This is a genomic window from Burkholderia sp. ZZQ-2 (genome assembly GCF_050768715.1).
Taxonomy (GTDB): Bacteria; Pseudomonadota; Gammaproteobacteria; order Burkholderiales; family Burkholderiaceae; genus Burkholderia; species Burkholderia cepacia.
The window spans coordinates 13,206-37,597 of the sequence record NZ_LDVA01000128.1 but is presented as its reverse complement, the minus strand read 5'-3'; the positions used below and the strand labels follow the sequence as shown (position 1 = coordinate 37,597).

The window sequence follows — 24,392 nt, the reverse complement described above, 5'->3', positions numbered from 1 at the left end:
CGGATTCCCGTGTGAAAGTAGGTAATCGTCAGGCTCCCTAAGCCAGAAACCCCCGCCCGAACAGGCGGGGGTTTTTGCATTTCGGCGACGGAAATGCACGAGTGATCGGGATCGGTGGCCTGGCTGCAACCGGGCGCAGAATGCGTCGGTAGCTCTGCGCTCCCGACGCCCTCCCCGTTACACTCCATGCCCCTTGGAACCTCTTCCACAACCGCCGCCGGCACGATTCTCCCGAGTGCGGCATGGTGAGTCATACCGCTTCCTGCTGCCTCACGAGTCAGATCGTGATCCGCAAGATTGGAAAGAACCTGCCTGGGACGATGCTCGATTCCTTTTCTCCGACTTTTTCAGCCCCGATCGTCAAATAGAACGGAACCGCATTGGGATCGGCTTCGATCACAAAGCTCCTGATCCCTCTCGAAGCGCTTTCCTTGCGGACCGCTTCCCACAGCGCACGGGCGACACCCCGGCCCATGTGGTCGGGATGGACGAACAGCCATCCAGGTGTCGGGCGATCCGATTCCGACGACGCCCTGACCCAGAACCCGATGATTGCCTCCGCGGATTCCGCGACGTAACCGATCGACCCATCGATCGTTTCCGGCGCAATTGTGAGATCGCCCTGCCACAAGTCGAGCCAGTCCTTCGGATAGCCCCAGTGTGCCTTCGAAATGCGAGCCAGACGCGTGAGTTCGCCCGCGTCCGCGGTACGGGCAGCACGTACGGTAAATGGTTTGTGCATTTCGTCTCCTGTCATGGTCGACACCTTCGTCGAGGTATCGTCTGGCTCGCATCGACTCAAACAACTCCGGATTCGCAGCTTGCCGACTCGAAGGGAGGCGAGCTCGACGCGACTACATGACCTGCGATGCATGCCCGGCGACGATGCGCCAGCTGGCGCCCGATCGACGCCACAGCCGAGTATAGGCAAACACGCCGTCGAATGCCGTGCCGTCGAAATGGCCGGCGAGCGTCGCCTTCGTTGTGGTCAGGATCATCTCGCCGATCGCGCAGGCGCGCGTTTCTTGCACCTCGAGCTTGTCGAGACGCAGCAGATTTTCGCGATGCGCGGCCAGGTCGTCTTCCTTCGAGATGACCTGGCCGGTCGGAACGGTGAACACCAGGTCGTCGTCCAGCAACGCTTCGAGTGCTTCGACATCGTTGGCCAGCATCGCGGCGCGAAGCGCGGCTTCGCTGGGTTCGATGACTGTACGGATTGCATCCATTTCCGGGCCTCGTATCGTCTCTGAAGGTTTGTGGTTCCGCTCATATCGACGAGCCTCGACAGCAGGCAACATACCGCACCGACGGATACCGCTTACCGCGTGGCCGACAACGATTGACGCCGGACCAGCATCACCACGCAGATGCCGATCGACGCAACGATGTTGACAGCCGGATAGAACGCGACCGCGATACCCCACGTGCTCAATGCCAGCAGTGCCAATGCGTACTTGAGCACGCACAGCGCGAAATACGCGAGGCTCTCGCTCCACGGATCGTGGATCGTCTTGCGGACGGTCGGGCCGAGGCCGGCAAGTTCGATCAGCGTCACCAGACAGACCGAGATCGTCGGATCGTCAGTCAGTATCCAAAGCGGAATGGCCGACAGGGCCGCGACCAGGAAAAACCAGTCGACGCGCGTCCAGCCGCGTTCGCCGCGAAACACGCTGGCGACCAGCGTCAGAAAGCATGTCACCGCAATCGCCGCCGTGCACCACGCGGACGGCCCGGCACCCGCGACGAACTGGCCGGCAGCCGCGATCGCCGTGACGACCGACCACACGAGCCATGTGAACAGATGCGGACGAACGGTGCGCCGGTAGATCGCGAGCGCGTACGGGATTGCCGCCAGCAACGACACGGCCGTTCCGACGACGCCGAAGATCGAAGCGGCACCCTGATCGACATTCCCCATCGAATGCATCCTTGTTCGCACCGTCCGACCAGTATGTGGTCGGACGGGCCGCGGCGCAATGTCGTGCTGGCCAGGCGTCGCATCGGGTGTCGCGTTGCATCGCACCGGAAAGCCGATGAGGTCGCACGCAAACAAACGGCACCGGGATCGTGCCATGGCAGGAAAACCCACTGCACGCACGCAGGATGAATAGAAATAACCTCTTCAATGAGAAGAAAAACTGTTCTTTCAAATCGCTTTTTGATGATCGACAGTTTGTCGACCGGACGACTGCGGCGATTCACTGCGGTCATGAGCATCGGTTGCGCCCGCTGGCGTCTTTCGTCGGGTCGAGTTCAGGCGAAGAACAACGCACAAACGCCTGGTCGTCAAAACGGAGTCTTGAATGAACCCAACTTCAGCAGAAAACCATCAGCACGCGGACTGGAGACGTCTCGCGGCGCAAGTCGAGCCGAGAACGCTCGCGCATATCGGTGGCCGCAGCGTGCCGGCCCGAAGCGGCCGGACGTTTGCCGCAATCAATCCGGCTACCGAGGCCGTCATCGCGGAAGTTGCGTCGTGCGATACCGCGGACGTCGACGATGCGGTGCGTGCCGCGCGTCACGCGTTCGAATCCGGCGTCTGGTCGCGCTGCGCACCGGCGGAGCGCAAGCGTGTGCTCTGCCGGCTCGGCGAGCTCATCGTATCGCACGGTTCGGAGCTCGCACTGCTCGACTCGCTCAACATGGGCAAGCGCGTGGCGGACGCGTTCAGCATCGACGTGCCGGCCGCAGGAGGGCTGTTCAGCTGGTACGGCGAAGCCGTCGACAAGTTGCACGGCGAAGTTGCGTCGACCGACCCCGGCAACCTCGCGGTCGTCACGCGCGAACCGCTGGGCGTCGTCGGTGCGGTGGTGCCGTGGAATTTCCCGCTCGACATGGTCGCGTGGAAAGTGGCGCCGGCGCTGGCGGCCGGCAACAGCGTCGTGCTGAAGCCGGCGGAACAATCGCCGCTGTCCGCATTGCGTCTCGCCGAACTGGCGCTTGAGGCCGGCCTGCCGCCGGGTGTGCTGAACGTCGTGCCGGGCTATGGCGAAACCGCGGGGCGGGCGCTCGGGCTGCATCCCGACGTCGACGTGCTCGCATTCACGGGCTCGACGGCCGTCGGCAAGAAATTCCTCGAGTACGCCGCACAGTCGAACATGAAGCAGGTGTGGCTCGAGTGCGGCGGCAAGAGCCCGAACCTGGTCTTCGACGATACGGACGATCTCGATCTTGCCGCGCGCAAGGCGTGCTTCGGCATCTTCTTCAACCAGGGCGAGGTGTGTTCCGCGAACTCGCGGCTGCTGGTTCAGCGTTCGATTCACGATGCGTTCGTCGACCGCCTGATTGCGCATGCCGCTGCGTTCATGCCGGGCGATCCGCTCGATCCGGCGAGCGGCATGGGGGCCATCGTCGACGAGCCGCAGCATCGGCGCGTGCTCGAGTGGATCGCTCGCGGCCGCGACAGCGCGACGCTCGCGATCGGCGGAGGCGCGCCGCGGGTCGACGGCAAGGGCTACTTCATCGAGCCGACGATCTTCATCGACGTGAAGCACGACGACGCCATCGCGCGCGAGGAGATCTTCGGGCCGGTGTTGTCGGTGATGGCATTCGACACCGAGGACGAGGCCATCCGGCTCGCGAACGACTCGATCTATGGCCTTGCCGCGTCTGTCTGGACCGGCAGCCTGTCACGCGCACACCGTGTGTCGGGCCGGCTGCGCGCCGGCACGGTGTCCGTCAACACGGTCGATGCGTTGAGCGCGCAGACGCCGTTCGGCGGGTTCCGCCAGTCCGGCTTCGGCCGCGATCTTTCGCTGCATGCGATCGACAAGTACACGGGCCTCAAGACGACCTGGATCAGTTACTGATTCGACGCAGCGGGCCGCAAGCGGCCGCGCCGCGCTACACGACAACGCCTTTATCTACACAACGAACCGGAGACTTGCCCATGAACGCGCCCAGCTTTCCGCATCGTACGACGCAGGACTATCAACGCAGCGACGCCGCGCATCACCTGCATGCGTTCGTCGACCAGAAGGCGCTGAACGAGGAAGGCGCGCGCGTGATGGTACGCGGCGAAGGTGTCCATCTATGGGACAACGACGGCAACCGCTACCTGGACGGCATGTCCGGGCTCTGGTGCACCAACGTCGGCTATGGTCGGCCGGAGCTGATCGACGCCGCCGCGTGGCAGATGAAGGAGCTGTCCTACTACAACATGTTCTTTCACACCACGCACCCCTCGGTGATCGAACTGTCGGAGCGTCTGTTCGCGCTGCTCGGCAATCGTTTCAGTCACGTGGTGTATACCAATTCGGGTTCCGAATCGAATGAGGTGCTGATTCGCACCGTACGGCGGTTCTGGGACGTGATGGGCAAGCCCGCGAAGAAGGTGCTGATCGGCCGCGTGAACGGCTATCACGGGTCGACGGTGGGCAGCGCGTCGCTGGGCGGCATGGCATTCATGCACGAAATGGGCGACCTGCCGATTCCGAACATCGCGCACGTGGACGAACCGTACTGGTATGCGAATGGCGGCGACCTGAGCCCCGAGGCATTCGGCAAACAGGCGGCGCTGTCGCTCGAGCGCAAGATTCTCGAGATCGGCGCGGACCGTGTCGCCGCGTTCGTCGCGGAGCCGTTCCAGGGGGCGGGCGGGATGATCTTTCCGCCGGACGGCTACTGGCAGGAGATCGAGCGCATCTGCCGTCAATACGACGTGCTGCTCTGCGCGGACGAAGTGATCGGCGGCTTCGGCCGTACCGGCGAGTGGTTCGCGCACCGCCACTTCGGCTTCGAACCTGACCTGATCTGCGTGGCCAAGGGGCTGACCTCGGGCTACGTGCCGATGGGCGGGCTGATCATGAGCCGGCGCGTGGGCGATGCGCTGGTCGACAAGGGCGGCGTCTATGCGCACGGGCTGACCTATTCGGGGCACCCGGTCGCGGCCGCCGTCGCGCTGGCCAACCTCGACGTGCTCGAGCGCGAAGGCCTCGTCGAACGGACAAAGACGGACACGGGACCGTATCTGCAGAAGGCGCTGCGCGATGCGTTCGACGGCCATCCGCTCGTCGGCGAGATTCAGGGCGTGGGCGCGGTCGGCGCGATCCAGTTCGTGAAGAACAAGGCGACGCGCGAGCGCTTTGCGAACGAGGCGGACCTGACCTGGCACAGCCGGACGGTCGGGTTCGAACTCGGCGCGATCGTGCGTTCGACGAATGGCCGCCTGATCGTTGCGCCGCCGCTGGTGATCGATCACGCGCAAATCGATGAACTGGTCGACACGATGCGCAAGGCCGTGGATGCCACCGCGCGGGAAGTGCTCGGGATCGACTGCTGACTGTCGAGCGACACGCTTCCGTCCGGCAACAGACGGGCGGAAGCGCACCGAACCACGGGTTCCGCTCCGAACGCGGGCCGGATTCGCTCATCTACAGGAGCGGCTGGCCGACGCGTTGAGAACGGAGTGCCGCAGGCGGCAGTCATGTAAAGCGATGCGTTATCGACCGCCTATTGATCAGGAATGCAAATAAGAAGAATGAGTTCGTCGCAGAACCCGCGCTTCACGTGCACCTGGCATTCCGGGCCACCCTCCAGCCGCCGAACCCGCGAACACCACAACATAAACAAGGAGACGAAATGAGTCAGGGCGAGTCCATTGCTCATCTCGAGGAAAGCACCATCCAGCCGATTCCGCTGACCGAGCGCCATGGCAGCGCGAAGGACCTGTTCACGATCTGGTTCGGATCGAACATCATGATGCTGACGATCGTCACCGGATCGCTCGCGACCACGGTGTTCAAGCAGCCGTTCTGGTGGGCGGCGCTCGCCACGCTCGTCGGCAGCCTGATCGGCGCGGTCTTCATGGCGCTGCATTCCGCGCAGGGGCCGCAGCTTGGCGTGCCGCAGATGATCCAGACCCGCGGGCAGTTCGGGTCGTTCGGCGCGCTGCTGGTGGTCGCGCTGGTCGTCGTGATGTACGTCGGCTTCTTCGCATCGAACTGCGTGTTCGGCGGGCAGGCGCTGCACAGCCTGGACGCCGGTATTCCGCTCGATGCGGGCGTCGTGACGATCGGCCTGATCAGCCTGCTCGGGTCGATCTATGGCTACAAGCTGATCCACGCGTATTCGCGAATGCTGAGCTGGTGCTCGGGCAGCGTACTCGTGCTGGCGTTCGTCTGGATCATTTTCGTGCATGGATTGCCCGCCGATACCTTCTCGAAGCATTCGCTGAACCTGTCCGGCTTCCTGGGCGCGATGTCGGTCGCCGCGCTGTGGCAGATCGCCTATGCGCCTTACGTGTCGGACTATTCCCGCTACCTGCCGCCCGATACCGGGCCGCGCACGGCGTTCTGGTCGAGTTACTGGGGCTGCGTGCTCGGTTCGTTCTTCCCGATGCTGCTCGGCTGCCTGGTGGGCCTTGCGACGCCCGACGGCAATGTCGTGAGCGGCCTCACGGGCCTCACGCAAGGGATCAGCGTACTCGTGATCGTCGTGCTGTCGTTCGGCATCGCGGCCAGCAATGCGATGGAGCTGTATTGCGGCGCGCTGTCGGCCATCACGGTGCTGCAGACGCTCTTTCCGTCGTGGTCGGGCAAGGCGCGTGCGCGGGCGATCACCGCGATCGTCCTGTGCGCGATTGCGCTCGCGATCGCGTTGTTCGGGCAGGACAATTTCCTCGCCGGCTACACGAACTTCATCCTGCTGCTGCTGTACGTGCTCGTGCCGTGGACCGCGATCAACCTCGTCGACTACTACCTCGTCTGTCACGGCGAGTACGACGTCGATTCGTTCTTCCGGCAGGACGGCGGCATCTACGGACGCTTCAACACGATCGCCGTCGGCTCGTATTTCATCGGCATCGTCGCGCAGGCGCCGTTCATGGCGACCGATCTCTATACCGGCGAACTGGCGAGCCGGCTCGGCGGTGCGGACGTGTCGTGGATCGTCGGCTTGTCGCTGACGTCGCTCGTCTACTACGCAGGCTGCAAACTGTTCTCGCGGCCGCTGCGGGATATCGCCGTGCGCGTCGACGGCGTTTCCCGCTGAGTGAGCGTCACGTCACGGCCTGAATGTCCGCAGGCGCTCGGCGTGGGCTTCGAGCCCGTCGAGGCCGAGATGGTGGTGGAGCTTGCCGGCGCGGACCCGGGCGATGTCGGTCTCGAGTTCGTGCAGCAGCGTCGCGATCGCCGAACGGCAGGCAGACGCCGCATCGACGCCTTGAGCCGACAGTGCGGCGCCGATCAGGCGCGCGCTGTCGGTGCCGCCGGCGGCGACGCAGCGCGCCATCGCGTCGGCATCCGGCTGCACGCCGGCGTCGAGCAGCGCGCGAATCAGTGCGGGCGGCACCATGCCGGACACGGACTCCAGCGAATCCGGCGCGACCGGTGCGCCGGATTCGAGCAATGCGCTCGCGGCGGCAAATTTCTGTCGCCGCAGCGCATAGTCGGCCGGGTTCGAACTGCCGGCGAGTGCCGCGCCGAGATTCGCGATGAGCGGTACCAGTTGCACGGTGAGCGCTGCGTCGTCGTGGTCGATCGCATGTCGCAACGCGTGGCGCGCGAGCGCCGGTTGGGCGGCGAGCGTGCCGTCGGCGAGCGGTGTGCGCCAGTCGATCACGGCCCGGCGATAGAACGCGATCACTTTGTCTCCCAGCGATGCCGACAAGCCATGCTCGGCCTGGCGCTCGTCGATATAGTCGAGCAACGTCGCGCCGGTGCCGTTTTCGTTGCCGGGTTCCAGCGGGTCCGCATTGAGCTGCAGGGCGCCGAATGCCGCGTACAGGTCCGGCGCGACCGTCGCGAGGCCGTCCTCGTGCATCGCGCCGCGCCACGCGGGCGGCAGCCCCTGTTTCCACGCGAGCACGTGGCCGCGATCCTTCGCATCGGGGTCCGTCACGATGTAGATGCGGTCGCAGTACTCGAATCCGCCGAACGGCAACACGTCGAGCCTGCCGCTCCACGGGCGTGAATGCTCGTCGGCGGCTTCCTCGGCCAGTTCGAGTTCGTGGTCGATCCAGCCTTCCAGGTCGCGGTAGCCGTTGCTGCCGTTGTAGAACAGCTCCCCCCAGCTGATGGCTTCGATGTGTCCGTTCATCTCCAGCGTCAGGTCGTAGTCGAGGCTGCCGCCGGCCGTCGTGCACCACAGCTCGAGCAGTGCGGGCGGAAGGTCGCCGTGACAGCGGGCCTGCACGGCCGCGATCTGGTCGGCCGGCATCGGCGGCTGAGCGTCGAAGATCACGCGGTCGGCAAACAGCACGATGCCGTGCGCGCGCAGTTCAGCCAGTTCAGTGTCGGAAAAATCGGTGGCTTGCATAGGAGCGGGAGCGGTAGTGGTGAGTCGTGTATTCGCCGTCGCTTGCCGACAACCATCGACAACGAACGGCAGCCGGCAGGTCGCATCGTATCAGCGTCGAGTGAGCGTTTCCATGTCGGCCCAGCACGCCTGTCGACGACCGCCCGCCGCGTCATCCGCTCGCACTTCCCGGTTCCGCCTCGGCCGCATGCACGTCCCGACGGAACGCGCCGGGGCTCGTGCCCGTCCATTTCCGGAACGCGCGATGAAACGCGCTCGGCTCGGTGAAGCCGAGCTCGACCGCGATCTCCGCGACGCTGAGCGTATGCCCGCGCAGCAGCGACTGGGCGAGCGCGCCGCGCAACTCGTCCTTGATTGCCGCGAAGCTTTGCCCTTCGCTGCGCAGACGCCGCCGCAGCGTCGCGGGCGTCGTGCCGACGCGCACGGCCAGCGTATCGAAGTCGGGCCACTCGGCGGCCGGCAGCATTTTCAGCTGCGCGCGCGTTTTCGCGACCCAGCCCGTATCGTGCCGGTAGCGCACGAGCAGGTTGCCGGGCGCGCCGCGCAGGAAGGTCTTCAGCGCCTGCTCGGAGCGGATCGTCGGCAGCGCGAGGTAGGCGGCGTTGAATGCGAGCCGGCTGTCGGGCCGGTCGAAATGCACGGGCACGCCGAAGAACTGGTGATAGTCGCTGCGCTGGTCGGGGCTGGGGCACGCGAAGTCGATGCGTTGCAGCGGGATGCGCCGGCCGATCAGCCAGCATGCGACGCCCAGGAGGATCAGCCAGAACGTCCGGTACGCGAACGCTGGGTAGGGCGCACCCGTCTGCGTCAGCACGATCTGCGCCTGCCCGTCGGCCACGACGAGCTCGCCGTGCGGCTCGTCCAGCACCACGCGCAGGAACTGCAGCGCGCGCCGCAGCGCCTTGTCGAGCGTGCCGGCGTGCAGCACCGCGTGGCAGAGCAGCGTGAAGCTGCCGTGCCGCATCGGGCGCGCGGCGAGCCCGAAGAATTCGTCGTCGAGGGCGCCGGCGATCGCGAGCCACAGCCTGCCGTACTGCTGCGGCGTGACGGGCTCGCGCACGGCGGCCGGCAGGCCGGCGGCGCGCAGCACGGGCGCCGTCGCGATGCGTTGCCGGCGCAGGCACGCGAGCGCGTCGTCGACGAAATCCGGCGAAATCATCTGCGGCCCCATTTTCCTGCATCCTCCCGACATGGCAAAAGCGATCACGATTCTAGATTCCGTTTGTCATTGATTGCAATGTGGGGGCTGTCTACTATCGAGCTATCCCCGTCGCGCCCCTGGCTCGCCGGGGGCCATAACGCACAGGAGACACGCATGCCTGATGGAGCTACCGCCCGGGCGGTGCCGGCCTACGCCGACGCCGTGGCCCGATTCAGTATCGAGACCGCCGCGCAGCAATTGCACGGCGACCTGGAGCGCGGCCTGAACGCGTGCGTGGAATGCTGCGACCGGCACGCCTCCGCGGACGCGATCGCGCTCGACTGGATCGACGCCGGCGGGCAGCACCGCCGCTACACGTTTGCGCAGATGAAGGCGCTGTCGGCACGCGTCGCGAACCTGCTGGTCGCGCAGGGCGTGAAGCCGGGCGACGTGGTGGCGGGCCTGTTGCCGCGCACGCCCGAACTCGTCGCGACGATCCTCGGCACGTGGCGCGCGGGCGCCGTCTACCAGCCGCTGTTCACCGCGTTCGGCCCGAAGGCGATCGAGCACCGGCTGCGCATGAGCGACGCGCGCCTGGTCGTGACCAACGTCGCGAATCGCGCGAAGCTCGACGAGATTGCCGCTTGCCCGACCGTTGCGACGGTGCGCGAGCCGGGCGAGACGCTGCCGGAAAACGACATCGATTTCCGTGCGGCGCTCGATGCGCGGTCCGACTCGTTCGAACCGGTGCTGCGCAAGGGGTCCGACCTGTTCATGATGATGTCGACGTCGGGCACGACGGGTTTGCCGAAGGGCGTGCCGGTTCCGCTGCGCGCGCTGCTCGCGTTCGGCGCGTACATGCGCGAAGCGGTCGACCTGCGTGCGGGCGACCGGTTCTGGAACATCGCCGATCCGGGTTGGGCATACGGGCTCTATTACGCGATCACGGGCCCGCTGATGCTCGGCCACGCGACGACGCTCTACGAGGGCAGCTTCACGGTCGACAGCACGTACGACGTGATCGAACGGCTCGGGATCACGAGCCTCGCCGGCTCGCCGACTGCGTTCCGGATGCTGATGGCGGCCGGGACGGAAGCGGCGGCGCGGCTGAAGGGCAAGCTGCGCGTGGTCAGCAGCGCGGGCGAGCCGCTGAATCCGGAAGTCGTGCGCTGGTTCGACGCGGCGCTCGGCGCGCCGATCTACGATCACTACGGCCAGACTGAACTCGGGATGGTCGTGAACAACCACCACGGCCTCGCGCATGCCGTCCACGCCGGTTCGGCCGGCTTCGCGATGCCCGGCTACCGCGTCGCGGTACTCGACGAAGCGAGCCGCGAACTCGGCCCCGGCGAGCCCGGCAACCTCGCAATCGACATCGCGCGCTCGCCGCTGCTGTGGTTCCATGGCTACTGGCAACAGGACACGCCGGCGATCGCGGGCGGCTATTACCGGACCGGCGACAACGTCGAGCTGGAGCCGGACGGCACCGTGAGCTTCATCGGCCGCGCGGACGACGTGATCACGTCGTCCGGCTACCGGATCGGCCCGTTCGACGTGGAAAGCGCGCTGATCGAGCATCCGGCCGTGAGCGAGGCCGCCGTCATCGGCGTGCCCGATGCGGAGCGCACGGAGATCGTCAAGGCGTTCGTCGTGCTGTCGAACGACTTCGACGGCACGCCGGCACTGGCCGAGGAACTGAGCCAGCACGTGAAGCGGCGGCTGTCCGCTCACGCCTATCCCCGCGCGATCGACTTCGTCGATGCGCTGCCCAAAACCCCGAGCGGCAAGATCCAGCGCTTCGTGTTGCGCAAGATGGAAGCCGACAAGGCCGCTCAACCCTGAACACACACTGTACGGATTGCGAATGGATATCAAGGATCGCGTTTTTCTGATCACGGGCGCCGGGTCGGGCCTCGGCGCCGCGGTGGCGCGCATGGTGGTCGCAGAAGGCGGCAACGCCGTGCTGCTGGACGTCAACGAAGAGGCCGGTGCGGGCCTCGCGCACGCGCTCGGCGAGGCTGCACGCTTCGTGAAGACCGACGTGACGAGCGAAGCCGACGGCCAGGCGGCCGTCGCCGCCGCGCGTGACGCGTTCGGCCGCATCGACGCACTCGTCAACTGCGCGGGCGTCGCGCCGGGCGAGAAGGTGGTGGGCCGCGAGGGTCCGCATTCGCTCGACCGCTTCGCGCGCGCGGTATCGATCAATCTGGTCGGAACGTTCAACATGATCCGGCTGGCCGCCGAAGCGATGTCGAAGCAGGACGCCAATGCGGAAGGCGAGCGCGGCGTGATCGTCAACACCGCATCGGTCGCGGCGTTCGACGGGCAGATCGGGCAGGCCGCGTATGCGGCATCGAAGAGCGGTGTCGCGGGCATGACGCTGCCGATCGCGCGCGAGCTCGCGCGGTTCGGCATTCGCGTGGTGACGGTCGCGCCGGGCATCTTCGCGACGCCGATGATGGCAGGCATGCCGCAGGACGTGCAGGACGCGCTCGGCAAGAGCGTGCCGTTCCCGCCGCGGCTCGGCCGCCCGGAAGAATTTGCGGCGCTGGTGCGCCACATCGCCGAAAACACGATGCTGAACGGCGAAGTCATCCGTCTCGATGGCGCGTTGCGCATGGCACCGCGCTGACACTGGAGGAAGCGAATCATGACGACTCAGGATCCGATCGTAATCGTTGGCACGGCGCGTACGCCGATGGGTGGTTTTCAGGGCGACCTGGCGGCAGCCAGCGCGAGCGATCTCGGCGCGGTGGCGATTCGCGCGGCGCTCGAGCGCGCGAACGTGCCGGCCGAGCGTATCGATGAAATCGTGTTCGGCTGCGTGCTGCCGGCGGGCCAGGGCCAGGCGCCGGCCCGGCAGGCCGCGCTGAAGGCCGGACTGCCGCTCGGGGCAGGCGCGACCACGGTCAACAAGATGTGCGGCTCGGGGATGAAGGCTGCGATGTTCGCGCACGACCTGTTGCTGGCGGGCTCGGCGGGTGTCGCCGTCGCGGGCGGGATGGAGAGCATGACGAACGCGCCGTACCTGCTGCCGAAGGCGCGCGCGGGGATGAGGATGGGTCACGGGCAGGTGCTCGACCACATGTTCCTCGACGGGCTCGAGGACGCGTACGAGAAGGGCCGCCTGATGGGCACGTTCGCGGAGGATTGTGCGCAGGCGTACCAGTTCACGCGCGACGCACAGGATGCGTTCGCGATCGCGTCGCTGACGCGCGCGCAACGCGCGATCGCCGAAGGGCATTTCGTGTCGGAGATCGCGCCGGTGACCGTGAAGGCCGGCAAGTCCGAAACTGTCGTGTCAATCGACGAACAGCCGGGCAAGGCGAAACTCGACAAGATCCCGACGCTGAAGCCGGCCTTCCGCGACGGCGGCACGGTGACGGCCGCCAATGCGTCGTCGATCTCGGACGGCGCGGCCGCGCTCGTGATGATGCGTCGCTCGGAAGCCGAGCGCCTGGGCCTCACGCCGAAGGCCGTGATCGTCGGGCATTCGACCTACGCGGACAAGCCGGGCCTGTTCGCGACCGCGCCGATCGGCGCACTGCGCAAGCTGTCGGAGAAAACCGGCTGGAACCTGCGCGACGTCGACCTGTTCGAGATCAACGAAGCGTTCGCGGTGGTACCGATGGCCGCGATGCGCGATCTCGACCTGCCGCACGAGAAGGTCAACGTGCACGGCGGCGCGTGCGCGCTCGGCCATCCGATCGGTGCGTCGGGTGCGCGCGTGATGGTGACGCTGCTGGCCGCGCTCGAAACGTATGGCCTGAAGCGCGGCATCGCATCGCTGTGCATCGGCGGCGGCGAGGCGACGGCCATCGCGATCGAGCGGATCGCGTAACGTTTCGCACGCGCGCTGCGAAGTGGGGCGACGGGTGGTGCGCGGGGAGCCCCTGCGCACCACCCGTCGCCCGTTTTTATTCGGCGGATTATTCGGCGGATCGCTGATACGCCGGCACACGCGTGTCGCTCGGCGCGAGCAGTTCGCGCGTAATCGAGCCTTCGCTCGCTTTCCCGCGCGTGTCGGCCAAGCGGCTGGTCCGAAAGCGATTAGGACATCGCTATGCCGTTGCGTTGCGCGACCTTCACAAGCTCGACCATATTCGGGGCATTGAGTTTGCTCATGAGACGCATCTTATAGGTGCTCACAGTCTTGTGACTGAGCATCAGCGTGCGCCCGATTTCCTGGTTGTTCATTCCCCTGACGAGCAGGCCGAGGATCGTCATCTCCCGGTCGGTGAGTCCATCGAGCTCCGCGACGGGGGCTCTACCTTCGTTTGTTGCGATCTCCTGCAGGTTTTCGCGAAGCATGTCGGTGACCACTCGCGGGAAGTACGAATAGCCGGCAAGCACCGCTTTCACGGCTTCGGAGACTTCGTTCAGCCCGCCGTCCTTGCAGACAAAGCCGGACGCACCGGCTTGCAGGCAACGCATCGCGTAATTGCGCGTGTCGCCGGAGGTGAGCACCAGGATGCTGGAGGCGAGCTTGGCGCTGCGCAGGCGCTCCATGACCGAGAAACCGTCCAGACCGGGAATGACCAGGTCGAGGATCACCAAGTCGGGCTCAAGCGTGCGAGCGGCCTGAACACCGTCCACCCCGGTATGACACTCTGCGACGACTTCATAACCGTCGCGCTCCAAAATTGCTCGCACCGCCATTCGAATCAGCGGATGGTCGTCCACGACCACAATACGAGGATTCACGGGACCCTCTGCTCAATTGATCTTTATTTAGCCAAACAAACCATCCATAACCTCGCAGCCGTTTCGGTTTTCGGTTGATGCCGTTTCGGGCTGGAACCGGTTTTCCAGAAGGCACTGTGCGCGGCATCGGGAGGTCGTTCGGGCGAATGTGCCGCTAACCATACTTGAATGCGGATTGAGGGCGAATGGGCTGAGTGGTCGGTCAGATATTTCTCGGTGAAAAACAGATTCTTCCCAATGACCTGGTTTGGCCCCGGGCAGTAAATTTGTCCGCGTGGTGGCGCAACGGTTTGCCCGGTGTTAGCACGTTTGGTGCAGGCCATCATTTTTCGGTTCGTTTTTTATTGGAGTAAGGGAGTAAGACGATGAAGAAGAAACTCGCGGGATTGGGGCTCGTTGCCGGTGTGTTGGTCGTTGCCGGTCAAGTGCAGGCGGAAACTTCTGCGGAGATCAAGATCACCGGCAAGATCATGCCCGATGCGTGCAACCTCACGATCGGCAACGGCGGTGTCTATGATTTCGGCTCCATCGCGTCGGAAAATCTTCACCGGGATAAGACGACGCAACTCCCCGGCAAGCTTCAGACCGTGTCCATCTCCTGCAATGCGGCCGCCAAGGTCGCGTTGAACGTGCGGGACAATCGTTCGGGCACGGTCGCCGGCGGCACGGGCGACGCTGCCGAGTTCGGTCTGGGCAACGGGAAGGCCGGTTACTACACGCTGAGTCTGGGCGGTGCCACCGGCGACAGCAACGGTGTGGATATCGTGGCCGCTCCGGCCGGATCCAACGCATGGGCTTCCGACGAGGCGGGGCTGATGACGAAGGGCAGCGCGCGCAAATCGTTCGCGAACTCGGGCGACGTGACGCCCGGCGCATACAAGACCGTAACGGCCAATCTGACCGTGACCCCGACGATCAACAAATTGTCGGAGCTGGATCTTTCCGGCGGCAGTGTCGATCTGGATGGCTCGGCGACTGTCGAACTGACCTATCTGTAAAAAGGTGCGATCCGGAGTGGGGCGGGGCGTCGGACGGCTGCGACGGCTGACGTTCGGGCCCATTCTTCTCGAGCGCTTGCTTTCGACCGATGCGTGCGTGATGAGACATCGGGCCTGTATTGCCGCTGCTCGTCGGGGGGCTGAAATCGGCGTAGCGGCGTCAATGCATGGATGCCAGAAGTCGTGTGACTGCGAGCGTCGGGTGATCGCGCTTTCGAGAGATGCACGTCGGGATGGGGGGAATCGGATCGTCGACGCGACGCGCATAGTGACGAACGATTCGCATGGTAATCCGGCAGGTGGACGGCGTACCCATGCCGTTCCAAATGAGAGGGATATTCAGATGAGCTTGAAGCAGTGGTGTGTTCTTTCCGCGCTGGCCTGCACGTTGACGAGTGCGGGCGTGGCGTCGGCAGCGGATCTTAAATTCAATGGCCAGGTCGACCTTAGTTTCAAGGGGCAAATCCGATCGGTCGGCGCGTGCGACTTGACGCTGGAAAACGGTGGCATCGTCGACATCGGCAATCTGTCGAAAGGGAATTTTCCTGATGCGCCTTACTATAAGCTTAAGCGCTTGCCGTTTCAGGTGAGCTGCCCGCGCCCGACCAAGGTCGGGTTCGTGCTGACCGACAACTTCAGTGCAGTCGATCAGGGCGAGCAGACATTTGCTCTGAGCAATCCTGACATTGGTTCGTACTCCATGGTGCTCAGTGTCGATGACTACCGCGCAGTCAACGGGAAACGAGCTACATCGCTTCGCCGTTCCTATGCCGACAATTGGCACACGCCTTCTTGGGGCGGCTGGTCGGTGGGTCGCGGGAATGTCTATTCGTGGGGAATTGGACTCGGTTCGGACCCGGTGGCGGGCACGTGGATGCAAGACATGCTGAAGATCACTGTCTATTTCAAGGGCAAAGACATTGCGTTCACCGACGAAATGGAGATCGCCGGTTCCGCGACCCTGGAACTCGTATATCTGTAGCGTACCTCTCGTTTCATAGCTTTCTCTTTCAGGGAATAGGCTGCTTATAGGCTAATTGTGTTCGAGAATGAAATGTTTCAAACCGTGGGCGGTAAAGTGGGATTGGAGATAACAGGGCCGGGGAGTTCGATGTATCCGCATGGTGGCGTAACGGTTTGCCCGATATCGGCACGTGCAACGCTTGATGCGGGCCTTCATTTTTTGGTTCGTTTTTATTGGAATAACGCGATGAAGAAGAAACTCGCAGGACTGGGGCTGGTTGCTGGCGCGTTTGTCGTTGCCGGTCATGCGCAGGCGGACACGTCAGCGGAGGTCAAGGTTGCCGGCAAGATCGTGCCCGATGCTGCGTGCAACCTCACGATCAGCAACGGCGGCGTCTATGATTTCGGCACCATCGCATCGGAAAATCTTCACCAGAATAAGACGACGCAATTCGACGCTAAGTTGCAGACCGTGGCCGTCACCTGTAATTCGGCCACCAAGGTCGCATTGAGCGTGCGGGACAACCGTTCGGGTACGGCCGCCGGCGGCTCGGGCGAAGACTCCGAGTTCGGCCTGGGCAAGGGGAAGGTCGGCTACTACACGTTGGGTATTGGCATAGTCGAGCTCGACGGCGTCGCCGGGAAGGAAAATGTCTTGGCCGCACCGGCTGGATCCAACACGTGGGCTTCCGACGAGGTGGGGCTGATGGCGAAAGGCAGCGCGCGCAAATCGTTTGCGGATTCGGGCAGCTTGACGCCCGGCGCATACAAGTCCATCGCAATCCATCTAGTTGCGACCCCGACGATCAATAAATTGTCGGAATTGGATCTTTCCAGTGGCAATGTCGATCTGGATGGTTCGGCGACCCTCGATCTGACCTATCTGTAAAAAGGCGCGATCGGAGCGGGCCCGGGCGGCTGACGGCTGACGTTCGGCGTATTGTTTCTCGAACGCTCATTTTCGCAGGCAGCTCAACGACGAAAATCGGATCGGGGTGCGTTGGGAATGAGCGTGGCTGTCAGTGGCGTTGGAACGGGGTTATCCGACGGTACGCGTGCCGCCCCGATATGTGTTTGTCCGTGCGGTTCAGCGTGCGAGAAATATTCAGATGAGCCTGAAGCAGTTGTTTGTTTTTTTCGTGCTGGCCGGCACGTTGTCGAGCGCGGGCGTGACATCGGCTGCCGAGCTCAGCGTCAACGGTCAGATCCGAACGCGCGGGGCTTGCAGCATAGCGTTGGGAAATGGAGGCGTCATCGATCTGGGTAATTTATCGCGCAAGGATTTTATCGCTGGCTATCAGCAGATTTATCGCGACATGCCGTTGCTGATTAACTGCCAGCACCCGACCAAAGTCGGGATCGACGTGATCGACAATCGCGCCGGTGCGCAACCGTCTGGAGTGCATGTATACGCATTCGGCCTGGGTGATCCGGACATCGGTTACTACGTCATTAGCGGCTTTGTTTCGGACGCCCACAACGCCGATGGGAGGTTCGTCCGCATGATTCGGCGCAGCAAGGGGGAGACTACTTGGGGAGAGAAGGGTAGTGGCGACGTCGGCTTGGACCCCGGCTATACCGTTGCGTGGGACGTGGAGGGGCCGCAGACGGAGCCGGTGGCGTTCAAGACACTGGGGAGCGGGTTGGGGTTCCGGTTCTACTTCAGGGACGATATCGCGTTCACCGACGAACTCGAGATCGACGGTTCCGCCACGTTGGAGCTGTTCTACCTGTAACACCTACTCGTCACGAATATCGCGCCTGGCGTCTGCCACCAGGCCGACGCAGCGATCGATCCCACCGCCGCCTCCTCGAATTTCCTCGCCGTTCCAAGCGTAACGGCCCTTCCTATTTATTAAATCCATTTGCGTTGGATTACTAATTATGTTTAACCGTTCCCGGCATTTTCCGTCATGGCCTGTTTCCCGTCCCCAGTCTTTCTCGTCGTGCCGGTACGCAGTGGCGAAGGCCGTTCTGACTGTTGGACTGCCGACATGCCTGAGCATGCCGGCCGTTGCACAGGCCTCGGGCGTCCTGCCCGAATCTTCCGTGGTGATCCTGAACGAATCGGACGGCGAAGCCACCATGAACGTGAAGAACACGGAGTCGATTCCGCTGCTGCTGCATACGACCATACAGAACACGCCGGAAGACCAGGAATTGCTGGTCGTGGCGGTGCCGCCGGTGAGCCGGGTGGAAGGTCAGGACACCCAGCTGGTGCGTTTTCTGCTGCAAAGCCCGGCACCGCTGAAAGTGCAGCGGCTCAAGCGCGTGACGTTTGAGGGCATTCCGCCCAAAGGCCCGGACGGCAGGGCGCGTATCAGCATGACGGTTCGCCAGAACCTGCCGCTGATCGTTCATCCGGCCAAGCTCGCGAAGCACACCTCGCCCTGGACGCTGCTGCAGTGGTCGGTCGCGGACGGCAAGCTGCGCGTGCGCAACGACAGCCCGTATGTGGTGCGTCTGGGGCAAGGTGTGCAACTCCTGCCGGAGAAGACAGCGGTGGATCTGGGTAAGACCTATGTGCTGCCCGAAAGCACCGTGGAAGTCTCGTTGCCGAAAGGAGCTGGCGTACGGGCAACCGGCGTCAAACTGTCGCCCGCGACGATCTACGGCTACGAGGTCGACACCTACGACGCCCCGCTCGTCAACGCAGCGACGCAACCGTAATGCGGCTCGACCGTGCCACGCGCCGAGTACGGCGCCAACGCGAATCGAACGTGTATCGCAACGGGACGGCCGCATCGCTGTTGATGCTGCTGGCCGGTGCCTATCCGCCGCGGGCGTATGCGCAGGCGGCCACGCCGCCTGACGCGGCATCGGCCGCGCAAGCGACGGCCGCACCAGCCACGTCCGATCCGGCGTCCGTCGATGCGACCTTCAACTTCGACACGAGCATCCTGCAGCAGCGCGGGCTGGATCCGCAGATCGCCGATTATTTCCGCGCCGCGCCGCGTTATCGGCCTGGCCGCAGCCGCGTCGTTGTCTACGTCAACGACATTCGGCGTGGGCGGATCAATACGCGCTTCGACGACGACGGCGCGCCGTGTTTCGACCGGACTTTTCTGGACGCAGCCGGCTTGGTGGTGCCCGACGCGAAATACGCGGTGGATGGCGATGCCGGCCCCGACACCTGCTACGACTTCGCGCGGGCTTTCCCCGGTACGGACGTGGCGCTCAAGCCGGGGCGGGAAGAAGTGCGGCTCGTCGTGCCGACCACGGCGCTTCGTCCGGTGGTGGCCGATTTCTCCGGCTATAGCCGGGGCGGCAATGCGGCGCTGTTCAACTACGAGTTGATGACCATGCGCAGCGAAGCGAGCGGCATGCCGGGCTCGAACTTCCTGTCGCTCAATTCCGAACTCGGCGTGAATGCCGGCGACTGGATCTTGCGCAGCCGCGCCTATTCGCAGCGCCAGGACAATTCAGGATTCCAGAGCCGACACCTCTACGCGTACGGCCAGCGAACCTGGCTGCGATGGGGCGCCACGCTGCAGGCCGGACAGATCAACATCGCCAACTCGGTGCTGACCGGCGCGCCGCTGACCGGCATCCAGGTGTTTCCCGATGCGGCGCTGGGCAAGCAGGAGCGTAACGTCGTCATGGTCGAGGGCGTGGCGCAATCGCAGGCGCGCGTCGAGGTGCGCCAGGCGGGCGGGTTGATCTATACCACCGTCGTGCCGGTCGGCCCGTTTTCGCTCACCGACCTGCCGCTGCTCAACAACAGCACCGACCTGGAGGTGACCGTCATCGAATCCGACGGCGCGCGGCGCAGCTTCGTCGTGCCCGCCGCGTCGATCAGCGCGGGGGCGCTCGGACAGCGGCCGGGCTACGCTTTCGCGTTCGGCAAGAGCCGCAATCTCGACGGCAACAAGGCTCGTAACCCGTGGGTGGCGAGCGCGAGCGGCAGCTGGACGCTGGGCAAGCGCAACAACCTCAGCGCCGCAGCGCTGTTCGCTCCCGGATACCAGGCCGCCAGTTGGGGCGTGGATATGCGCGTGTCGCGGTCGAGCAGCGTCAAGCTGCAGCAGCGCGCGTCACTGCAGGCCAGGAAGCCGGGCACGCAGATCGAGGTCTCGGGCATTTTCGGCGGTTTGCACGAGAACCTGACCATGAGTTTCAGCAGTGCGTACCAGAGCAACGGCTATCGCACGCTGGACGATTTCACCGTGGATGCCGGCCAGCCCGGGTTCGCCGCATCGCGCTTCCGGAGCCGGCATACCGCGACCCTGGCCTGGTCCGATTTCAGGCTGGGCGGCTTGACGTTCGGCTACGCATTCTCCAACCAGCAGAACGGGGAGCGTACCCAGCGGCTCAACTTTTCCTGGGGCAAGAGCTTCGCCTTCGGCACTGTATCGCTGAACGTGGAGCGCGACCTCAGCCCCCGCAGAGACACCCGGTATTACGGCAGCAGAGCCTACGACAGGCCCGACAACACTTATTACGTATCGCTGAGCATCCCGTTCGGCAAGCGCAGCGTCCGCACCTATGCCAGCAACACGAGCGGCTATACGCGCTTCGGGGCCAACTACAACGAACGGGTCGGCGATCGCCTGAATTACTCGCTGAATGCGGAGCGCAACACGCGCGACCGGAGCAATGCCGTGTCGGGTCAAGCGGCCGCGACGTCGCGCATTGCTCAAGTCAACCTGGGGTTTTCGGATACCGGCAAGCGCGCTCGCTCGTATTACGGCGGGGCCTCGGGCGGCGTGGTGCTGCACGCCAACGGGGTGACGCTTTCGCCCTATCCGGTGCAGGACACGTTCGGCATCGTGTCGGCATCGGGTGTGTCGAACGTGAAAATCAACACCCCGCAGGGGCCGGTATGGACCGACCTCTGGGGGCGTGCCGTGGTGCCGCGTCTTTCCCCATACAGCAGCAATCGTGTGGAGGTGATGACCAGCACGTTGCCGCGCAACGTCGACATCGGCAACGGCTTCCACCAGGTCGACCCCGGGCGCGGGTCGGTGAACCGGATCGACTTCGAACTCACCCGCGTGCGTCGGGTGATGCTCAACGCGCGCGACTCGGAGGGAAACCTGCTGCCTGCCGGCGCCTATGTGCTGGATGGCCGCCAGAAGTATGTCGGCACGGTGCTCGAGCAGGGGCAGATGTTTCTCAACGACGGCGCCGGCACGGATGCGTTGACGGTGGCATTGCCGGACGGCAGGCAGTGCCGGTTGCAGTATGCGCTGCCCGAGCAAGCAACTGCTGGCAATCTGTTCGAAAGCGCCGATGCCCGTTGCACACTCCAATGAGATCCTGGGCTCAATAGAAGACATGTTAGGAAAACAGATTTTTTTCAGCTGGCGTGCATGGGCAATGTGCGCGGGATTGAGCCTGGCCGGCACCGCGGCCGCGGATACGGCGGCGGACAATTGTCAGTTGCATACGGTGCCTGCGCAGCTGGACTATGGCGCTCAGTACCGGCAGACCATTCTGGGGCAGCCCGCATCGGCGCAAGGACGCTCGTTGGGAAAACGCCTGATTGCCGTGAACGTCGTCTGCAAGGATCCGGTTCGCATGGCGATTTTCCTGCGCGGAGACACGCTGGATCACAGCGCGTTCCGGTTTGGTTCGCGAGGCGTTCTTTCCATAGTGGCCGGCGATGCGAGCCTGGATGGCAGGCCCGTTGCGTTGGGCAGTGTGGAGCATGGCGGCCAGCAGCCTTCGGAGCAGGCCGCCAAAGTCAGCCTGCATCCGAACAAGGGCATCGTCGTGGTGGAGCAGGGCAAGCCGGCGACGGGCAGCCGGCTCGCCTTGCAACTGGAACTGGATCCCGCAGTCCCGAGTGACTCGCTTGAGGTCGTCGACAACGAATCCGATTGGTTCAGCAGCCACGTCCTGGAGATGGTTCCGTTCTGAAGCCGTCCGCCCCGCGAAGATGCATGTGTCGGCGGCGCGATGAATCGGGTCGTCGCGCGGTGCATGCCTTAGTGAGAATGCCTACCGTTTCGCCTCCGGCGACACCGCCCCGCACGCACGAATCACGAGCTGCACGACCTGCTCGGTATGCTCGTCGAATGCCTTCTGCGTGAACGCACGCTTGCCGCTCAGCGCGCGGATCTGCGCATCGAAATCCGCGTAGTGCTGCGTGGTTGCCCAGATCAGGTACATCAGCGCGTGCGCGTCGATCGGCGCGAGCAGCCCGCGCGCGATCCAGCCGTCGATCACCTTCACGCGCGTGTCGAACCACGGCTTCACGCGTTGCGACAGGATGTCCTGCATGTGCTCCGCGCCATGGATGATCTCGTTGGCCCAGACCTTCGAGCCGAGCGGGCGCCGTCGCGACAGATTCATCTTCGCGCGCACGTAGCCGCCGATCGCTTCCACTGGATCGTCGCCGGCCTCGAACGTGCCGGCCGCGCGATGCCAGTCCTCGAACAGGTCGTCGAGCACGCGGCGGTAGAGCGCGAGCTTCGTCGGGAAGTAGTAATGCAGGTTGGCTTTCGGCAAGCCCGCGCGCTCCGCGATCATCGCGGTGCTCGCGCCGTCGAGCCCACGCTCCGCGAACACGGCCTCCGCACACGCGAGCAGATGCGCTTCGTTGGACTCGCGGATGTGTGCCTTGCGTCGCCGCAAAGGCGCGGACGTTTCGTCGCTGTCGGTCGCTTCGGCTGCCGCCTCGTCATGTCTCATCGTTACCCTCGCGCGGCGGGCATGCCGCGTTGGGCTTCATTCTAGCCGCTGATCCGCGTCGAACGCACGCATGCGGAAACGGCGCATCCGCAGCGATGCTGCGTTGCGATGGCACGTTTCTCGCTCTATCGATCCACGAAAGAAAGACATTGCTTTGGTCATTTTGATCGTCTAAAACCTGTCCAATCGGACAGGATTCGACGAGCGGCGGAAGGCAGTTCCGGCGATTCGTCGGACGAACTTCGCGCACGACCGGACATGCACCGCGCATGGGCGGGATTGCCCCGAAACAGGTATTGCACGCACCGGCACAGACCGGGCTGACGACATCACCGACCCCACAGGAGCGATACGAATGAACGCGGTATCGGAAACAGTGAAGCGGGCAGCTTTCGACACGTCGATCAAGGTCGACGGCAAGCGGTTGTGGGACAGCCTGATGGAAGTCGCGAAGATCGGCGCGACGCCGAAGGGCGGCGTGTGCCGCCTCGCGCTGACCGATCTCGACAAGGCCGGCCGCGACCTGATCGTCGGCTGGGCGAAGGCCGCCGGCTGCACGGTGACGGTCGATACGATGGGCAACGTGTTCATGCGCCGCGCGGGCCGCGTGGCCGATGCTGCGCCGGTCGTTACCGGCTCGCACGCGGATTCGCAGCCGACGGGTGGCCGTTTCGACGGCATCTACGGCGTGCTCGGCGGCCTCGAGGTGATTCGCAGTCTCAACGATCACGGCATCGAGACCGAGCATCCGGTCGAGGTCGTGATCTGGACCAACGAGGAAGGCTCGCGCTTCGCGCCCGCGATGGTCGCATCCGGCGTATTCGCGGGCGTTTTCCCGCTCGAATACGGGCTGTCGCGCAAGGACGTGGACGGCAAGACGATCGGCGAGGAACTGGCGCGCATCGGCTACGCGGGCGACGTGCCGTGCGGCGGGCGCAAGCTGCACGCGGCGTTCGAACTGCATATCGAGCAGGGGCCGATACTCGAAGCGGAGTGCAAGACGATCGGCGTCGTGACCGACGCGCAGGGGCAGCGCTGGTACGAGATCACGTTCACCGGCCAGGAAGCGCATGCGGGGCCGACGCCGATGCCGCGCCGGCGCGATGCGCTGCTCGGTGCGTCGCGCGTGGTCGATCTGGTCAACCGGATCGGCCTCGATCATGCGCCGTTCGGCTGCGCGACGGTCGGCATGATGCAGGTCTACCCGAACTCGCGCAACGTGATTCCCGGACGCGTGTTCTTCACCGTCGATTTCCGTCATCCGGACGACGCGGTGCTCGCGAAGATGGATGCTGCATTGCGCGACGGTGTGGCGCGCATCGCGGCCGACATCGGGCTCGAGACCCAGCTCGAGCAGATTTTCTATTACAAGCCGGTCGCGTTCGACTCCGCATGCGTGGAAGCGGTGCGCGGTGCGGCCGACCGCTTCGGCTACTCGCATCGCGACATCGTATCGGGAGCGGGGCACGATGCGTGTTATCTCGCCCAGGTCGCGCCGACGTCGATGGTGTTCGTGCCGTGTGTCGACGGGATCAGCCACAACGAGATCGAGGACGCGACGCCTGCATGGATCGAGGCCGGCGCGAACGTGCTGCTGCACGCGATGCTGTCGCGCGCATGCGAGCCGGCTTCATGACGCAAGGACCGTAGCAGCCGGCAGGCTGCGTACCGCCTGACCGTAGCATTCCTGATAA

The 24,392-nt window shown here is 64.5% G+C and carries 21 protein-coding genes; 14 read left to right on the top strand and 7 right to left on the bottom strand.

From position 1 onward, the window contains the following. Nucleotides 1–277 precede the first annotated feature (277 nt). From ABY44_RS07930 to ABY44_RS07920, 3 genes are all read right to left on the bottom strand, one after another. Complete coding sequence (locus ABY44_RS07930) at nt 278–742, bottom strand: GNAT family N-acetyltransferase (protein WP_196487898.1); 465 nt, start codon at nt 740–742, stop codon at nt 278–280. 112 nt (nt 743–854) lie between these two features. Next, on the bottom strand, nt 855–1,226 hold the full coding sequence (locus ABY44_RS07925) for a nuclear transport factor 2 family protein (RefSeq protein WP_060172580.1): 372 nt from the start codon (nt 1,224–1,226) through the stop codon (nt 855–857). Between the two features lie 92 nt (nt 1,227–1,318). Then, nucleotides 1,319–1,918, bottom strand: coding sequence for a hypothetical protein (locus tag ABY44_RS07920; protein WP_060172581.1), 600 nt, complete (start codon nt 1,916–1,918; stop codon nt 1,319–1,321). 385 nt (nt 1,919–2,303) lie between these two features. Here ABY44_RS07920 and ABY44_RS07915 point away from each other — a divergent pair, with 385 nt between their 5' ends. The 3 genes from ABY44_RS07915 to ABY44_RS07905 all read left to right on the top strand — a co-directional run bounded on the left by ABY44_RS07915 (nt 2,304) and on the right by ABY44_RS07905 (nt 6,990). Further along, nucleotides 2,304–3,809: an aldehyde dehydrogenase gene (locus tag ABY44_RS07915; protein WP_060172584.1), complete on the top strand. Its 1,506-nt coding sequence runs from the start codon at nt 2,304–2,306 to the stop codon at nt 3,807–3,809. Nucleotides 3,810–3,889: 80 nt separating this feature from the next. Beyond that, on the top strand, nt 3,890–5,281 hold the full coding sequence (locus tag ABY44_RS07910; RefSeq protein ID WP_060172585.1) for an aspartate aminotransferase family protein: 1,392 nt from the start codon (nt 3,890–3,892) through the stop codon (nt 5,279–5,281). A 299-nt stretch (nt 5,282–5,580) separates the two neighbouring features. Continuing rightward, the gene (locus ABY44_RS07905) at nt 5,581–6,990 is read left to right on the top strand and encodes a purine-cytosine permease family protein (RefSeq protein WP_060172587.1); all 1,410 of its coding nucleotides are present in this window, start codon (nt 5,581–5,583) and stop codon (nt 6,988–6,990) included. A gap of 12 nt (nt 6,991–7,002) precedes the next feature. Here the strand turns inward: ABY44_RS07905 and ABY44_RS07900 are convergent, their stop codons facing one another. Together ABY44_RS07900 and ABY44_RS07895 are read right to left on the bottom strand one after the other, a co-directional pair. Further along, entirely contained in the window at nt 7,003–8,256 is a 1,254-nt protein-coding gene (locus ABY44_RS07900; protein ID WP_060172589.1) for a hypothetical protein, read from the bottom strand. A 151-nt stretch (nt 8,257–8,407) separates the two neighbouring features. Then, entirely contained in the window at nt 8,408–9,427 is a 1,020-nt protein-coding gene (locus tag ABY44_RS07895) for an AraC family transcriptional regulator (protein ID WP_060172591.1), read from the bottom strand. A 144-nt stretch (nt 9,428–9,571) separates the two neighbouring features. Here ABY44_RS07895 and ABY44_RS07890 point away from each other — a divergent pair, with 144 nt between their 5' ends. From ABY44_RS07890 to ABY44_RS07880, 3 genes are read left to right on the top strand one after another with little or no spacing between them, the layout of a single operon-like run. Next, nucleotides 9,572–11,239 carry an acyl-CoA synthetase gene (locus ABY44_RS07890; RefSeq protein WP_060172593.1) on the top strand — a complete coding sequence of 556 codons (1,668 nt, stop codon included), beginning with the start codon at nt 9,572–9,574 and terminating at the stop codon, nt 11,237–11,239. A 22-nt stretch (nt 11,240–11,261) separates the two neighbouring features. Then, complete coding sequence (locus tag ABY44_RS07885) at nt 11,262–12,029, top strand: 3-hydroxyacyl-CoA dehydrogenase (protein WP_060172595.1); 768 nt, start codon at nt 11,262–11,264, stop codon at nt 12,027–12,029. 18 nt (nt 12,030–12,047) lie between these two features. Continuing rightward, entirely contained in the window at nt 12,048–13,238 is a 1,191-nt protein-coding gene (locus ABY44_RS07880) for an acetyl-CoA C-acetyltransferase (protein ID WP_060172597.1), read from the top strand. A gap of 209 nt (nt 13,239–13,447) precedes the next feature. On the opposite strand, the gene ABY44_RS07875 is transcribed toward ABY44_RS07880, so the two are convergent. Beyond that, nucleotides 13,448–14,101 carry a response regulator transcription factor gene (locus tag ABY44_RS07875; protein ID WP_081072626.1) on the bottom strand — a complete coding sequence of 218 codons (654 nt, stop codon included), beginning with the start codon at nt 14,099–14,101 and terminating at the stop codon, nt 13,448–13,450. A gap of 365 nt (nt 14,102–14,466) precedes the next feature. Between ABY44_RS07875 and ABY44_RS07870 the strand changes: the two genes are divergently transcribed. The 7 genes from ABY44_RS07870 (at nt 14,467) to ABY44_RS07840 (ending at nt 21,924) form a co-directional block, all read left to right on the top strand. Continuing rightward, nucleotides 14,467–15,099 (top strand): DUF1120 domain-containing protein, encoded by a 633-nt coding sequence (locus ABY44_RS07870; RefSeq protein WP_060172599.1) that lies wholly within the window; start codon nt 14,467–14,469, stop codon nt 15,097–15,099. Nucleotides 15,100–15,442: 343 nt separating this feature from the next. After that, nucleotides 15,443–16,081: a DUF1120 domain-containing protein gene (locus tag ABY44_RS07865; RefSeq protein WP_060172602.1), complete on the top strand. Its 639-nt coding sequence runs from the start codon at nt 15,443–15,445 to the stop codon at nt 16,079–16,081. A gap of 72 nt (nt 16,082–16,153) precedes the next feature. Further along, a complete protein-coding gene (locus ABY44_RS07860; protein ID WP_081072627.1) occupies nt 16,154–16,951 on the top strand; it encodes a DUF1120 domain-containing protein in 798 nt (265 codons plus the stop codon). Between the two features lie 220 nt (nt 16,952–17,171). Continuing rightward, the gene (locus tag ABY44_RS07855) at nt 17,172–17,798 is read left to right on the top strand and encodes a DUF1120 domain-containing protein (protein WP_060172605.1); all 627 of its coding nucleotides are present in this window, start codon (nt 17,172–17,174) and stop codon (nt 17,796–17,798) included. A 148-nt stretch (nt 17,799–17,946) separates the two neighbouring features. After that, a complete protein-coding gene (locus ABY44_RS07850; protein WP_081072628.1) occupies nt 17,947–18,732 on the top strand; it encodes a fimbria/pilus chaperone family protein in 786 nt (261 codons plus the stop codon). Then, a complete protein-coding gene (locus tag ABY44_RS07845; RefSeq protein ID WP_060172609.1) occupies nt 18,732–21,317 on the top strand; it encodes a fimbria/pilus outer membrane usher protein in 2,586 nt (861 codons plus the stop codon). Before ABY44_RS07850 ends, ABY44_RS07845 begins: the two co-directional genes overlap by 1 nt. Next, complete coding sequence (locus ABY44_RS07840; RefSeq protein WP_155637898.1) at nt 21,295–21,924, top strand: hypothetical protein; 630 nt, start codon at nt 21,295–21,297, stop codon at nt 21,922–21,924. The genes ABY44_RS07845 and ABY44_RS07840 overlap by 23 nt, the downstream gene beginning before the upstream one ends. 81 nt (nt 21,925–22,005) lie before the next feature. Here the strand turns inward: ABY44_RS07840 and ABY44_RS07835 are convergent, their stop codons facing one another. After that, a complete protein-coding gene (locus ABY44_RS07835; protein WP_060172613.1) occupies nt 22,006–22,698 on the bottom strand; it encodes a TetR/AcrR family transcriptional regulator in 693 nt (230 codons plus the stop codon). 355 nt (nt 22,699–23,053) lie between these two features. On the opposite strand from ABY44_RS07835, the gene ABY44_RS07830 reads away from it, so the two are divergent. After that, nucleotides 23,054–24,334, top strand: coding sequence for a Zn-dependent hydrolase (locus ABY44_RS07830; protein ID WP_021156778.1), 1,281 nt, complete (start codon nt 23,054–23,056; stop codon nt 24,332–24,334). The last annotated feature ends 58 nt before the right edge of the window (nt 24,335–24,392 follow it).